Origin of the sequence: Bifidobacterium boum (assembly GCF_000741535.1) — a bacterium.
Lineage (GTDB): Bacteria > Actinomycetota > Actinomycetes > Actinomycetales > Bifidobacteriaceae > Bifidobacterium > Bifidobacterium boum.
On the sequence record NZ_JGYQ01000007.1, the window covers coordinates 563,147 to 578,941 of the forward strand.

The following is a 15,795-nucleotide window of genomic DNA, read 5'->3' on the forward strand; positions in this document are numbered from 1 at the left end:
TCATGCTGTCCTCGTTTCAAACACGGTATCGATTTGGCCGGCGCACGCCGGGCAGATGCCATGGCCGTCGCAGTATTTCAGATGCGCGTGCTGTGGATGCGCGACAATCCGCTCGGAACGCACCGCCGCCCCCGCATAGAACACGCGGGCAATCATCGCCAGCGCCCACGCGACTTGGGTGTTCGCGGCCACTTGGCTGAAATCCTTCCACAACCCGTCGGGCACGGTGTCGGGCCGGTTCATGTCCGTGTAGTCGTACATGCGGCCAGGGTGGGGGTATCCTCGGCGCGCCGTGAACGGCTGGTCGTTCACATGACCGTCGGAGAACAAGGGCGGCTGGTAGAGGCTTTCCGGCGCGTAACTTGTCGCCGGTGTCTCGGCCTCGTTGACATGGAACAGGACGCTTTGCGCGACCGGCGGCTGGGGGGTATCCCCAAGCCTGTCGCCTTGTGTCGGGAACGCAAGCCCCAGCTGGTAGCACACCAGCTGCAAGTCGTTGAACACGCCTTTCACATCGGGCTTTTTCCCGGTTTTGTAGTCCAGCAGCCTGATCTGTTCGCCATGGTCGGTGTGCCGGTGTTCCTCACGGTCGATGCGTCCGGTCAGGCGGATCGTCAGGTCCGCGCTCATACCTTCGGGCCATCCGCCGACCATCATGCCCATGATGGCGCTGATGTCCGCCGCGGTCATCGGCACGTGGACGGACGGGATCCGGTTGTACGCCGCCGCGATGTCGTCGAGGGTGAACCGCGCGTCGAACTCCTTCTCACATTCCGCATAATCCAAAACGCCGACAGTGAAGTTGTCGCTGTTGGATTGCAAATAGTCAGCGCCGTTGGATTTCACAAAGTACGAGGCGATATTCCCGAGCATCGTAGCCACTTGGGCGTCCTTGTACAGCAGCGTATACCGGTCGGCGGGATTGTTGACGGTCGCCGGATCGACACGCAGCTGGCGATACCGGTCCATCATGCGCCCGCTGATGGCGGCGATACGATCCTCAATCGGCGTGTCGGCATGATAGTCGGGATTGTCAAGTCCCGCCGCGCTGGCCTCTTGGGCGATCTGGTGGACGATGGTGCCGATACTCGCCTGCACGCCGCCGGGGCGGGGGCCGGCGAACTGGTGATCCATCATCCAGCACACCGGACACGCCCACAGCCCGTCCACTGAGGACGGAGACAATGTGACCTCGTGGGCTGGAGGCTGCGCACCTCGTTCATGTGATTCGCTGGCCGGTTGTGGTACAGATGCGGGGGCCGTTTCACCGTCGGGTTCCGGCATCACCGGTGTTGTGGTCAGGAAAGACCAGTTGCGCGGGTCGGCGGATGAGACGCCGGCGTTATCGAGCAGTTTCAACGCGCGGTATGCGTCTTCGCGAGCCTGCCGCTCGCGGTCACTGTCACCGGTGTTGCGGGCGATTGTAATGCGTGCCGCCGCGACCAGTCCGCGCACGTCCGTGCACATACCCGCGATATCCGGCGTGATATGACGGTCCGTTCCGGCTTCGGAGGATGCGGATTGGCCTGAATCAGCTGTGCCGGCAGTCTGGTCGGCATCGAAACGTTCCGGCAGATACCGTGCGAGGAAATCGGAGGGGATACAATCATCCGACGCAGCGGCGGACAGTGTCACGCGTTCGCTTGCGCGGGTCAGAGCGACCAGCAGGCCGCGCTGCTCGCCATGCAGCACGGTGGTGAGCCGTTCATCGCGATGCGACCCGCGGTTGAGCGAAGGCATGGTGCCGTGCAACACGAGGTCGGCGAGATCCTCACCGCCGAACATCGTGTTGCGTGGCACGAGATTCGGCCACACGTCCTGTTGTACGGCGACAATCCACACCAGCGGCCAATGCCGTCCACCCGATCCGGCCGGCGTGGTCAAGGTGACCGCCTGGTCGATGGGCGCAACTTTCGCCAGCGAATCCGCCTCGATACGCATCGAGCGCACAGCGCGGAAGAATGCGGTGATATCCCCCGTCCCGGCTCCGGACGCGTAGTCGAACAGGCGCATCGCCGCATCCAACCGGTCATTGGCGGCACGTCCCTCCTGCGAGTTGATCAGCGCCGCGGTCTGCCAGGCGGTGGCGACGCGGCATTCGTCCCACGCCGCACCCAACACGTACACCGGCCGTGTGTCGGCAAGTTTGTCGATATGCGCGGCAATCGCCCCGATATTGCGCCACATCGCCGCGAATGCGCGGATATCCGCATCGTGGCGGGAAACCGCGCCAAGCATGTCCAGCATGAGATCGGCATCCGTACCTGCGGCGTCCCCGTGCATCTGCCCGGTCATGTCCAACGGGCGCGGACAGGCGAGCAGCAGGTACATCGCCTCCAACGTCAACGTGGATGCCGCCGCATCATGACCGGAATCGTCTGGTTGTGCCCCGGATGCGCCGTCAAGGCCGCCGTCCGGCTGTTGTACATGGTTTCCAGCATGGCTGTCTTGTGCTTGCAGCAGCGCCGCTTGCAGACCTTCCCACCGCTGTTGCAGCACCCGCAAAGCCGAATCGTGGTGTTGCCCGTCAGCAGAAGCATCCCTGACAGGAGGCTCAGACTGTTGCCGGCTGATTGAGGACAGTGCGACCAACGATTGCATCGCCGATTCCACCGGGTCAAGACGAGCCGGGGATTGTTCCCTCCCCCTTCGGGCGACGATCAGCGGCGAACCCATCACCATGCGCACGCGGGAGCGGATGAACGAAGCGAGCCGCGCGGCGGCATCCCCATCATCGGACGCGGCATCAGACGCTCCCACGAATCTCGGGTCGGTGATCGCATCCGGCCCGAGCATGCGGATTTGGGCGAGCTCGATCATAGCGAACAAGCCTTGGACGAACGGCTCGTCCTTCAACGGTTTGGTCACCGACGAGTAGCGTACAGGCACGCCATCGCGCCGCAACCGTTCGCCGAAGGTGCGGACAGTCGCATTGTCGTGGGCAATGACGGCCATATCGTTCCACGGGCGGCCGTGGTCAAGATGTTCAGCCTTGATGGCGGTGACCACCGATTCAAGCTCATCGTTCGCCGAAGCGTACAGGTGCGTGTCCACGCTGCCGTCACGCGTGGCGTCCTGCGGTTGTGCGGCGATCGGATAGCTGCCGGGCAATACCGCGGTTTTCCACGGGCGTTGCGGGACGGGCAGATCGAAATGCTCGTCGGAATCGATATCAAGACCGGCGCGGGCGATCACCAGATCGCGGTATGTCTCGCCTTGCGAACGGTTCAGCGTCACACTCGCGGCATGGAAGACACCGTCGGATGCCAGCAACCGGCTGAGCACGTATTCAGGATGCGATCCGCGGAACGTCTGTACGGATTCGTCAGGATTGGCGACCGCCAGCAGCCGCGACCCCGCGCTGACCGTTTGCTCGAGGAACGCGAGGCCGGCCAGCGTCAGATCCTGCGCGTCATCAACCACGATGAGTTCCGGCAAGTCCCCCTTGTTCAAGGACGAAACCGCCAACGCGCCTTCGACCAGCAGCATCGACGGGTCGAGACGATACTGCCCCGGATAATTCGCTTCCACCGCCGCCGTATACTCTTGACGCAACGCGAACGCGAGCCGCCACTGCACGTCGAGCCGTCTCGCCTGCGGCTCCATACCGGCACCAGATGGGCCTGTCGCGCCTGCAATCGTTCGCAACCGGTCGATCAGCGGCTGCTCGTCACGTTGACGCAAGCCAAGCTCGTTGATACGGGAGATCATGTCTCGCAATTGCACGATGAACGCGTCGCTGATCCCTTTGGTGAACATCGCGAGCGAGGTCGCGTCCGATATGTGGCGCTGCGACGGAACGGCACCGGATATGTCGGCGGGCGTCATGTCCGGGGACACCGGGTCGCAAATCATATCCGCCCATTGGTCTTGTGCGAAATATTCACGCAACAGTGCGCACGTGTCGCATTCGTCGCCGCTGCGGGCATGCTGGATATGGACAGCGACCACGGTTCGTAGCAGCGCATCCTGTTCCGCGCCGTTAAGCAGGCGCGGCAGTACACCGCCGGTATGCGAGCGTAGCGCGGTGATTGCCCGGAATGCGAGTGCGGACATCGTGGTCACCGGACGGGCCTGGGACAGCGCGCCAAGCTCGTGGATGACGTCGTTGCCGAGCTTGTCCGCCATGACACGACCGGAGACGGTCATCGCCACACGCGTGCCGCCGAACCGGCGGATGCCTTCGAGCAGCATGTCACGCGCGAACGTGGTCTTCCCGCTGCATGGCGCCCCCAATGCCACGAGCGTACGTGTCGGCTGGGTTTGTTCGCCGACCGTCAGCGCGTCGTCGAGCAGGGCGTGCGCCAACGCCTCGCTTGATGCGGTTTGCCCGCCGAATACCGCTGTGTTGTGTGTTGATGTACCGTCCATGGTTCCTATGATATGCGGCCGTCACGCCGAGACTTATGTTTTCTTCATGCCTCGGTGACGCACCGGGATCGGGCCTTCGTCACGCTGCCGGCGCAATGTCGCAGCACAACGCAATCACCGTCGAGGCCAGTCGCTCGAAACCGCATGATTCCAACAATCCGTCCATCGCGCTTTCCTGTCTGCCAGGCACAGTCCCTCATCACTCAAACCTCACGGTATCCTTTCCGCACTATTGATTCCGGCCGGTGAAATCGCAGCCGTGGAGGACCGCCAATCCACTCCCCTATCGTGCACGCCACCAACATCGCCAACGCCCCAACACAGCAATCGGGCCGGGCGGCTACGGAACACTGTCCGCAGCCGCCCGGCCCGATTCGCATCAATCAGCCGGAGCTTCAGCCCGCATGAAATCAGGCTTTCTGGTCATCATCCCCGGTGGTGTCCGGTTCATCACCGTCACCATCGATGTCCTCCTGGCCGCCCTGGTCATCCAGGAAATCGTCCGGGTTGAAATCGTCCGGGTTGAAGTCATCGCCGAGCTTCATGTCGCCGAAGTCAATGCCGGAGAGGTCGATATCGCCGTTCTCGTCGCCGAAGTCGAGCGGAGCGTCGGAATCGCCACCCAAACCGAAGTTCGGGTAGATGGTGTCGCGGATCGCCTTGTCCGGTTCGACCGTCGCGTTGCGGTAACGCGCCAGACCGGTACCGGCAGGGATCAGCTTGCCGATGATCACGTTCTCCTTGAGGCCCTTGAGATCGTCTTCCTTCTGGTTCAAGGCGGCTTCGGTGAGCACGCGCGTGGTCTCCTGGAAGGATGCGGCGGACAGCCACGAGTCGGTGGCGAGCGAAGCCTTGGTGATACCCATGAGCTCCGGACGGCCAGCGGCCGGCTTGCCACCGTTCTTGACGGTCTGCTTGTTGATCTCCTGGAACTTCTGACGGTCGACGAGCTCGCCCGGCAGCAGTGCGGTGTCGCCCGCGTCGAGCACGGTCACGCGACGCAGCATCTGGTGCACGATGACCTCGATGTGCTTGTCGTGGATATCCACGCCCTGGGAGCGGTACACGTTGTGCACTTCCTCGACGATGTTGACCTGTGCGGCACGCGGGCCGAGAATGCGCAGGATCTTCTTCGGGTCGACGGAACCTTCGCACAGCTGGGTACCGGCAGGCACGTGGTCGCCGTCCTTGATCATGAGCGGGGCACGGCGGGACACCGGGTAGACGATCGGCTCAACGCTGTCGTCGTCCGGAGTGAGCGTGACCTGACGGCCACGATCAGTGTCCTGGACCTTGAGCGTGCCCTGATACTCGGTGATCGGCGCCTCGCCCTTCGGGGTGCGGGCTTCGAACAACTCGGTGACACGCGGAAGACCCTGCGTGATATCGGATGCCGAAGCGACACCGCCGGAGTGGAAGGAACGCAGCGTCAGCTGGGTACCAGGCTCGCCGATGGACTGCGCCGCGACGATACCGACGGCTTCGCCGACATCGACCAGCGTGTTGGTGGCCAACGACCAGCCGTAGCACTTCGCGCACACGCCACGCTTGGATTCGCAGGTGAGCACGGAACGGGCCTTGACTTCTTCCACGCCGTGGGCGACCATGTCGCGCAGCACATCCATGGACATGGCTTCATCACGCTTGTACAGCACTTCGCCGGTCTTCGGGTCGAGCACGTCCTCCGCAAGCAGACGGGAGTACGGACCGCCGTCAGCCGCCTTGACAAGCACAAGATTGCCGTTCTCGTCGCGCTCGGCGACCTTCATGGCCAGGCCACGCTTGGTGCCGCAGTCTTCTTCACGCACGATGACTTCCTGCGCGACATCGACCAGACGACGGGTCAGATAACCGGATTCTGCGGTACGCAGTGCGGTATCGGCCAGACCCTTACGCGCGCCGTGCTGGGAAATGAAGTATTCGAGCACGGACAGGCCTTCACGGTAGTTGGACTTGACAGGACGCGGGATGATCTCGCCCTTCGGGTTGGCCACGAGGCCTCGCATACCTGCGATCTGGCGGATCTGCATCCAGTTGCCTCGAGCACCGGACTGGACCATGATGTTCACGTTGTTGTCATCATGGAAGTTGTCGCGCATGGCGCCCGCGACCTTGTCGGTGCATTCGGTCCACAGGTTGATGAGCTCCTGGCGGCGCTCCTCGTCGGTGAGCAAACCAAGATCGAACTGGGAGTTGACCTTCGCGGCCTGATCCTCGTAGTCCTTGATGATCGCTTCACGGTCCGGCGGCTCGACGATGTCGGAGAAGGCCATGGTCACGCCCGACCACGGTGCGCGGGTGAAGCCGAGATCCTTGAGCGCGTCAAGGGATGCGGCGACCTGCTGCGTGGAGTAGCGCGTCGCGATATCGTCGACGATCTTGGCGAGACGGCCCTTGGGGACTTGCTCGTTGATGAACGGGTAGTCCACCGGCAGGGTGCCGTTGAACAGGATGCGACCGTACGAGGTGGCGAACAGGTAAGTGCCGTCGGAGAACCGCTCCTCCTTGACGACATCCGGGCTGCCCGGCTCCGGGTCGGTGACCTTGAGCTCGCCCGGTTCCCAACCGGCCGGCAGCACGAAGTCCTTGGGCATGCGGATGAGCACCTTGGCCTGCATGTCGATGTCATGCTTGTCGAGCGCCATGATGACCTCGTCCAGCGAGCTGAACACACGGCCCTGGCCCTTGGCTCCCTCGACCACGGTGGTCAGGTAGTACAGACCGAGGATCATATCCTGGCTCGGCATGGTGACGGTGTGGCCGTCCGCCGGCTTCAGAATGTTGTCGGACGCCATCATGAGCGTACGGGCTTCCGCCTGCGCTTCGGCACTGAGCGGAAGGTGGATTGCCATCTGGTCGCCGTCGAAGTCTGCGTTGAATGCGGCGCAGGCGAGCGGCGGCAGGTGGATGGCCTTGCCTTCAACCAGGATCGGTTCGAAGGCCTGAATACCCAGACGGTGCAGCGTAGGCGCACGGTTGAGGAGCACCGGATGCTCGGCGATGACTTCTTCAAGCACGCCCCACACGGCCGGATCGGCACGATCGACCAGATGCTTCGCGCTCTTCATGTTCTGCGCGAAGTTGAGGTCCACGAGACGCTTGATGACGAACGGCTTGAACAGCTCGAGCGCCATCGGCTTCGGCAGGCCGCACTGGTGCATGCGCAGGCTCGGGCCGACGACAATCACGGAACGGCCGGAGTAATCCACGCGCTTACCGAGCAGGTTCTGGCGGAAGCGGCCCTGCTTGCCCTTGAGCATGTCGGCCAAGGACTTGAGCGGGCGGTTCGAAGCGCCGGTGACCGGACGGCCGCGGCGACCGTTGTCGAACAGGGAGTCGACGGCTTCCTGAAGCATGCGCTTCTCGTTGTTGAGCATGATTTCAGGCGCGCCGAGCTCGATGAGTCGCTTCAAACGGTTGTTACGGTTGATGACGCGACGATACAGGTCGTTGAGGTCGGAGGTCGCGAAACGACCGCCGTCCAACTGGACCATCGGGCGCAGATCCGGCGGGATGACCGGGATCACGTCAAGCACCATGGCCTCCGGCTTGTTGTCGGTGGTCAGGAACGCGTTGACGACCTTGAGACGCTTGAGTGCGCGAGCCTTACGCTGGCCGGTACCCTTGTCGATCTCTTCGCGCAGCTCTTCCGCTGCGGCTTCCAGGTCGAAGTCCTGCAAGCGCTTCTTGATGGCTTCGGCGCCCATGCAGCCGTCGAAGTAATCGCCGTAGCGGTCCTTCATTTCGCGCCACAGGTCGACATCGCCTTCCAGGTCGCCGGGCTTGAGCCCCTTGAACCGATCGAATACGGCGGTCAGACGCTGGATCTGATCGTCGAAACGCTGACGGATTGCCGCCAGATCACGCTCTGCGCTGTTGCGCAGTTTGGCGCGGGCGCTGCCCTTGGCTTCACCGGCTTCTTCGAGCGCGTGCAGATCTTCTTCCACTTTCTTGGCGCGCGCATCGATCTCGCTGTTACGACGACGTTCGAGGCTTACGATTTCGTTGTCGAACTCAGCCTGCAGATCGGGCAGATCCTGGTGACGCTGCTCCTCGTTCACTTCGGTGACCATGTAGGCCGCGAAGTAGATGACCTTCTCGAGATCCTTCGGAGCGATGTCCAGCAGGTAGCCCAGACGGCTCGGCACGCCCTTGAAATACCAGATGTGGGTGACCGGGGCGGCCAGCTCGATGTGGCCCATACGTTCACGGCGCACGCGAGAGCGGGTGACTTCCACGCCGCAGCGTTCGCACACGATGCCCTTGAAGCGCACGCGCTTGTACTTGCCGCACGCGCACTCCCAGTCGCGGGTCGGGCCGAAGATCTGCTCACCGAACAGACCATCCTTCTCGGGCTTGAGGGTACGGTAATTGATGGTTTCAGGCTTCTTGACCTCGCCATAGCTCCAGCCGCGGATGTCGTCGGCGGTGGCCATGCCAATGCGAAGCTTGTCAAATGCGTTGACGTCCAGCACTCTTGATTCCTGTCTTTGAAATTGGTTCCATCACGTTTGCGGGAGCCGTCACGTCCCGGCCTGCTGCCAGGCCGGGAGCGTACGGCTGTGTCGTCACTTGTACTCGGGCTCCTCGGCGGCCTGGTCCTCCTTGGCGGAGGCGTCCGGGCGGGCTCCGATGTTGAAGCCGAGGTCGTTCGAGTTGGAGGCGGGGTCGTCGTCTTCCTCGCGCATGTCGATGGCCTGGCCGTCGGCGTTGAGCACTTCGACGTTCAAGGCGAGCGACTGCATTTCCTTCAGAAGCACCTTGAAGGATTCCGGGATGCCTGCCGGCGGCAGGTTCTCGCCCTTCACGATGGCTCCGTAGGCGCGCACGCGGCCGTCGACGTCATCGGACTTGGTGGTCATCATCTCGTGCAGCGTGTAGGCGGCGCCGTAAGCCTCGAGGGCCCACACCTCCATTTCGCCGAAGCGCTGGCCGCCGAACTGGGCCTTGCCGCCAAGCGGCTGCTGGGTGATCATCGAGTACGGGCCGGTGGAGCGGGCGTGGATCTTGTCGTCCACCAAGTGATGCAGCTTGAGCATGTACATGTAGCCTACGGAAATCGGCTTGGGGAACGGTTCGCCGGTACGGCCGTCGAACAGTTGCGCCTTGCCGTCCTCGCCCACGAGCTTGTTGCCGTCCTTGTCCGGCAGCGTGCACTTGAGCAGGCCTTTCAAGGTGTCCGGACGGACGCCGTCGAAGACCGGGGTCGCGACCGGTGTGCCCGGAGCGCCCTTTTCAGCACCCTGCGGCACGTACTTCTTCCAAGCGGCCTCAACATCCGGGTCGATGCTGATATCCCAGCCGGCGTGAGCAATCCACCCGAGGTGGAGTTCCAACACCTGTCCGAGGTTCATTCGGCTCGGCACGCCCAGCGGGTTGAGCATGATGTCGACCGGGGTGCCGTCAGCCATGAACGGCATATCCTCTTCCGGAAGGATCCGGGAGATGACGCCCTTGTTGCCGTGGCGGCCGGAAAGCTTGTCGCCCTGCGTGATCTTACGGTGCTGTGCGATGTACACGCGGATCATCTGGTTGACGCCGTTGGGCAGCTCATCGCCGTCCTCTTCGGCATCTTCGCGGGTGATTTCCTTGACCGCGATGACGGTACCGGTCTCGCCGTGCGGCACGCGCAGCGAGGTGTCGCGCACTTCGCGGCTCTTCTCGCCGAAGATGGCGCGCAGCAGACGCTCCTCCGGGGTCAGCTCGGTTTCGCCCTTCGGGGTGACCTTGCCGACCAGGATGTCGCCGGCTTCGACTTCGGCGCCGATGCGGATGATGCCACGCTCGTCGAGGTTCGCGACCGCGTCCTCGCCGACGTTCGGCAGGTCGCGGGTGATTTCCTCGGCGCCGAGCTTGGTTTCACGGGCGTCGATCTCGTATTCCTCGATGTGGATCGAGGACAGGGTGTCGTCGCGCACCAGACGCTGCGAAATGATTACAGCGTCCTCGTAGTTGTAGCCGTTCCACGGCATGAACGCGATGAGCAGGTTCTTGCCCAGTGCCAAGTCGCCCTTTTCGGTGGCCGGGCCGTCCGCGAGGACGGTGCCCTTCTCCACGCGCTCACCGTGCTTGACGAGCGGGACCTGATTGTAGCAGGTCGTCTGGTTGGAACGCTGGAACTTGGCGAGCTTGTAGCTGGACTGCGTGCCGTCGTCGTTCATCGTGCGGATGATGTCGGCGGACACGTAGGTGACCACGCCGTCCTTTTCGGCGAGGATCACGTCACCGGAGTCGACGGCTGCACGCCATTCGGAACCGGTGCCCACGAGCGGGCGCTCGGACTTGACCAGCGGGACGGCCTGACGCTGCATGTTGGTACCCATGAGCGCTCGGTGGCCTTCATCGTGCTCGAGGAACGGGATCAGGGAGGCGCCGACGGACACCATCTGGCGCGGGGAGACATCCATGTAGTCGACCATTTCGACCGGGACATCCTCCGCCTCGCCCTGGGCATCTCGTACGAGGGCTTCCTTGGAGACGAAGTTGCCGTTCTCGTCGAGCTCCTGGTTGGCCTGCGCGATGACGTGCTCGGCTTCGCGGTCGGCGGTCATGTAGACGACCTCGTCGGTCACATGGCCGTTGACGACCTTGCGGTACGGGGTTTCGATGAAGCCGAACGGGTTGATTCGGCCGAAAGTCGCCAGCGAGCCGATCAGGCCGATGTTCGGGCCTTCAGGGGATTCAATCGGGCACATACGGCCGAAGTGGGACGGGTGCACGTCTCGCACTTCCATGGACGCACGGTCACGGGACAGGCCACCGGGGCCGAGAGCGGACAGACGACGCTTGTTCGTCACGCCAGCCAGCGGGTTGTTCTGGTCCATGAACTGCGACAGCTGGGAGGTGCCGAAGAACTCCTTGATGGTCGCGTTGACCGGGCGGATGTTGATCAGGGACTGCGGGGTGATGGCCTCGGCGTCCTGCGTAGTCATGCGTTCACGCACGACACGCTCCATACGGCTCAGGCCGGTACGCAGCTGGTTCTGGATCAGCTCGCCGACCTGGCGGATACGACGGTTGCCGAAGTGGTCGATATCATCCACGTCCACGCGCAGGTCGACCGGTTCGCCGTCGCGCATGCCCGGGAAAGTCTTCGCGCCGGAGTGCAGGGTCACCAAATACTTGATGGTGGCGATGATGTCTTCACGGCTCAGGCTGCGATCGTTGTAATCACGCTCGAGGCCCAGCTTGCGGTTGATCTTGTAGCGGCCGACGCGTGCCAGATCATACCGTTTGGTGTTGAAGTAGAAGGAGTCGAGCAGGTTCTTGCCGGCCTCGGGGGTCGGGGTGTCCGCCGGACGGATCTTCTTGTACAGGTCGACCAGAGCCTCATCCTGCGTGTTGATCGAGGTTTCCTTGGCCAAAGCGTCGATCACCAGAGGGTAATCCTTGAACGCGTCGGCGATCTCCTGCTTGGTCATGCCGATGGCCATGAGGAACACAATCGCGGACTGCTTGCGCTTGCGGTCCACGCGCACGCCGAGAACGTCACGCTTGTCGATTTCGAATTCGAGCCATGCGCCACGGCTCGGGATGATCTTCGCGCCGAAGACTTCCTTGTCGGAGGTGCGGTCGGGCTGACGGTCGAAATACACGCCCGGGGAGCGCACGAGCTGCGAAACGATGACACGCTCGGTACCGCCGATGATGAAGGTGCCGTGCGGGGTCTGCAGTGGGAAGTCTCCCATGAAGACGGTCTGGCTCTTGATTTCGCCGGTGTCGCCGTTTTCGAATTCAGCGTTCACGTACAGCGGCGCGGAATAGGTGTAATCCTTCTCCTTGCACTCCTGGACCGTATGACGCGGCTCCTCGAAGTACGGGTCGGAGAAGGTCAGGCTCATGGTCTGGGCGAAGTTCTCAATCGGTGAGATCTCCTGGAAGACCTCGTCGAGGCCGGAAACGTGCGGAACGGTGTTGGTGCCGTTCTTTTCGTCCTCCTCGACACGCTGCTTCCAACGTTCGTTGCCGATCAGCCAGTCGAAGCTGTCGGTCTGCACGCCCAGCAGGTAGGGCACATCGATGGGCTCACGGATGGAGCCGAAATTCACGCGATCCGACGCCTTGTGCAGTTTGATGTCATGCTCGTCGGCACGTGCGATGACTTTGGTGGTGTTCGTCGTAGCTTGTTCAGCAGCCAATGGACGTTCCTTATCGCTCGCTTTGTCGTTTGTTCCCCGGAAACGCAGGCGGACGGCCACTATATGCTGCTCGCGGGCGCTTCTTCACTGTCAGCATGCCCGCAATATGACACACTTTACGCAAATTCAATAGGATAGCCGATTGTTATACGATACGCAACCACGACACGCTCGACGTCACGGTTGTGGGAGCTGATTCATGCGCCACCGCATCCCACCCGCTACTGGACCGTGATGGTGACCTTGTTGCTGACGATTTTCGGATGGTCTCTCATCGACAATTGCGCGGTATACGTACCCGCGTCGACCTTCGGCAATTTCGAATCCTCAGTGCAGGTTTGCCCGGAACGATTCGTATTCCACGTCATCGTCTGCGTATCGGTGTCCCCCGCCGCGAGCAGCAGTTTACGCGAATCGACATCGCACGCGTCGGAACGCCATACAGTGTCGCCGCCCGAGGTGATGGTCAGGACCCGCGAATGGTCCGAAGCATCAATCAGGCAACTGCTGCTGTCTTTGGGAACGAATGTGATCGTCGCCGTGAATTTCATCGCCCCGCCGACAGGCACCGACTGCGAATCCGATTGCAGTGACAGTTTGACGTTTGACGCCGTGCAATCCTTCACCTTGCTTTTCTGCTTGGGAGCAGGCACAGCCTTGCGTGACAACGCCATCAGATCGTCATGCCGGATTGTCGCGTCAATCGCCGCCATGCCACGGCCGAGACTGTACACGCAGAACACCGCCAATGCGAGCGTCACCAGCACCACGATCAGCGCGACGATACGCCGCCTGCGATACACCCGCCGCTGACGTTTGGACAGTTTACGACGAGGGCGACGATTGCGCGGCTTGCTGGAGGTGCGCTGGCTGCTCGATGACATACGACCCAGTGTAGTCTCGCCGGTGAAGTCATGTCACATGAGCATCGCATCAATCTTCGGAAGTGTCGGCATCCGTGCCTGCGGCGGCGGACCCGGCGGGCAGACGAATCCCCTCATCGCCGACAATCTCAATCAAACCATCCTCGTCAAGCGAAGCGACACACGCGTCAAGCTGCGCCCGATCCGCCCACAATGCTCTCACGTGCGCACGCGACAATAGCGGAGCATCTTCAGGCAAAGCACGCAATGCAGCAAGAATAATGCCGCGCACCTGCCGGTTCGTGCCGGCGAACCGCTGACGGGGACGGGTACGCCGCTGCCCCAATCCGGGACGGCCCGCCGCAAGAAACGCGCACCGCGAGGCGAGCGGACAAGCCGCACAATCCGGGGATTTCGCCGCACACACCAAGGCGCCCAGCTCCATCACCGCTTCATTCCACACCACACTGGCGGCCTTGTCTTCAGGAAGCACGCGCGAAGCGAGGTCCCGGTCCTTCGCCGTCGCGGAACCGCCCAACGATTCCTCGCCGGAAAACACGCGCTTCAACACGCGGCGGATATTCGTGTCAATCACCGTGATGCGCTCGCCGAACGCGAAACTCATGACTGCGCTCGCCGTGTAATCGCCGATGCCGGGCAGGGCGAGCAGCTCATCGTAGTTGCGCGGCAGCTGGTTACCGTATTGTGTGGCGACCGTGCGGGCGCATTCTTGGAGTCGTAGGGCGCGACGTGGGTAACCGAGGCGTCCCCATGCGGTGATGACTTCCGCCGTGGACGCGGCGGCGAGTGCTTCCGGGTCTGGCCAGTGGCGCATCCACGCGGTCCAGTAGGGTACGACCCGGTTCATCTGGGTTTGCTGGCTCATCACTTCGCTGACGAGCACGCCCCACGGAGTGGTCCGGCCGAATCGCCATGGCAGGTCACGGGCGTTCGCATGCCACCATGTGGCAAGAGCGTGTTGGATTCGAGTGACGTTGTCTGCGGCCGCAGCGGGATGCGGGATGCGGCGAGCTTGACGGCTTGGGGCTGATGACGTGTCTGGCACGCGGCACGGGTCGGGTTGATTGTCGTTCATCGTGTGCCGTATTGTAGCATCCGATCGGGGCACGGGTGACCTGCGGCTGTCGGTTGAGCGGGTTAGGTTGGAGCGTATGACACATGAAGCCAATCCGCAGCAGTCTCAGGATGCCGGTGCGTCGGCGAATCCGGAGGCGAAAGTCGAGTCGATGTTCGAATACGGGTATCGCAAGTCGAATTATGGGCCGGATGAGCTCGTCACTGACGCGCATGGTAATCCGATCAATGTGACGGATGCGATGATGAGCGCGGAGGATGCGGCGAAAGCCGAGACGAGTACGCCGCACCTGTGCTATTACTCGCCGCGTATCCCCGGCAATACGGGGTCGGCGATCCGCCTGTGCGCGGTGACGGGCACGATTCTGCATCTGGTTGAGCCGCTTGGATTTAATCTGCATGATACCAAGCTGCGCCGTGCTGGTTTGGATTATCACGATATGGCGCACGTGGTATTGCACCCGGATTTTGACAATCTGGTGGAGTCGATGCCGAATTCGCGGATTATCGCGTTCACCGCCCATGCGACGAAACTGTATACGGAGGTTGAGTACCGGCCGACGGATATTTTGCTGTTCGGTCCTGAGCCAGGCAATATTCCTGATCCGACGGATATCATGTTCGGCCCGCATGTCGCCGAGCAGGTGCGACTGCCGATGCGCCCGAGCCTGCGGAGCCTGAATCTGACCAACTGCGCGTCCATAGCCATCTACGAAGCCTGGCGCCAACTCAAATTCAAGGGCGGCGCGTAAAGCGAAACAGCCCAGTGGGCTGTTTCGTAGCGCCGCTGAGGGCCGATCATATCGAGGCCCGAAGCAGAAAAAACGGCGCGTAAGCGCACAAAACAAAAAACAAGCCCGGCGCGTAATTGGGAGAGTTTGGTCTATCGTCCTGATTCTCAGTGTGTCCGCAGCACTGACGCTTCGCGAGGAGATTACCTCTGTTAGATCCTGCTGGGAGTTCGAACCGGAATCGGCATGCCGGTTGCTTTCTCCCGGGAGAAGTCCATGGATGACGAAATCCGCGGCTGTTCTCCCGGGAGAAATCGCGAATTGCTCAATCAACGGCTATTCTCCCGTACGACCCGTGGGAGTGTATGGGAATCCGCTCTCTTCACGGATAATCTCCCATCGAAAACGTTGGAATTCTGCGATTCTTCAAAATCAGCACAGAAGCAGTTCGTGGGAGAACAACATCAGAATAATGCATTCGCAACAAACTCCCACAAAAAAACCGGGAGATTATCCACCAGAGGCCGGTTAATGCGAGATTTCCCACGCCCGTCGTTGACGTAGTTGAGCTGAATTCGACACGGCGGTTCCGTAATC

The 15,795-nt window shown here is 62.1% G+C and carries 6 protein-coding genes; 1 reads left to right on the forward strand and 5 read right to left on the reverse strand.

The window, feature by feature from the left end; genetic code table 11:
• From BBOU_RS03665 to BBOU_RS03685, 5 genes are all read right to left on the reverse strand, one after another.
• Window positions 1–4,371 carry a PD-(D/E)XK nuclease family protein gene (locus tag BBOU_RS03665; RefSeq protein ID WP_051616694.1) on the reverse strand — a complete coding sequence of 1,457 codons (4,371 nt, stop codon included), beginning with the start codon at window positions 4,369–4,371 and terminating at the stop codon, window positions 1–3.
• Window positions 4,372–4,781: 410 nt separating this feature from the next.
• On the reverse strand, window positions 4,782–8,846 hold the full coding sequence (locus BBOU_RS03670; protein WP_026502817.1) for a DNA-directed RNA polymerase subunit beta': 4,065 nt from the start codon (window positions 8,844–8,846) through the stop codon (window positions 4,782–4,784).
• Between the two features lie 93 nt (window positions 8,847–8,939).
• On the reverse strand, window positions 8,940–12,509 hold the full coding sequence (rpoB, locus tag BBOU_RS03675; RefSeq protein ID WP_026502818.1) for a DNA-directed RNA polymerase subunit beta: 3,570 nt from the start codon (window positions 12,507–12,509) through the stop codon (window positions 8,940–8,942).
• Window positions 12,510–12,730: 221 nt separating this feature from the next.
• Window positions 12,731–13,393: a hypothetical protein gene (locus BBOU_RS03680; RefSeq protein WP_033489872.1), complete on the reverse strand. Its 663-nt coding sequence runs from the start codon at window positions 13,391–13,393 to the stop codon at window positions 12,731–12,733.
• A gap of 49 nt (window positions 13,394–13,442) precedes the next feature.
• Window positions 13,443–14,468, reverse strand: coding sequence for an HhH-GPD family protein (locus BBOU_RS03685; RefSeq protein ID WP_081815499.1), 1,026 nt, complete (start codon window positions 14,466–14,468; stop codon window positions 13,443–13,445).
• A gap of 76 nt (window positions 14,469–14,544) precedes the next feature.
• On the opposite strand from BBOU_RS03685, the gene BBOU_RS03690 reads away from it, so the two are divergent.
• On the forward strand, window positions 14,545–15,219 hold the full coding sequence (locus BBOU_RS03690; protein WP_081815500.1) for a tRNA (cytidine(34)-2'-O)-methyltransferase: 675 nt from the start codon (window positions 14,545–14,547) through the stop codon (window positions 15,217–15,219).
• Window positions 15,220–15,795 lie beyond the last annotated feature (576 nt).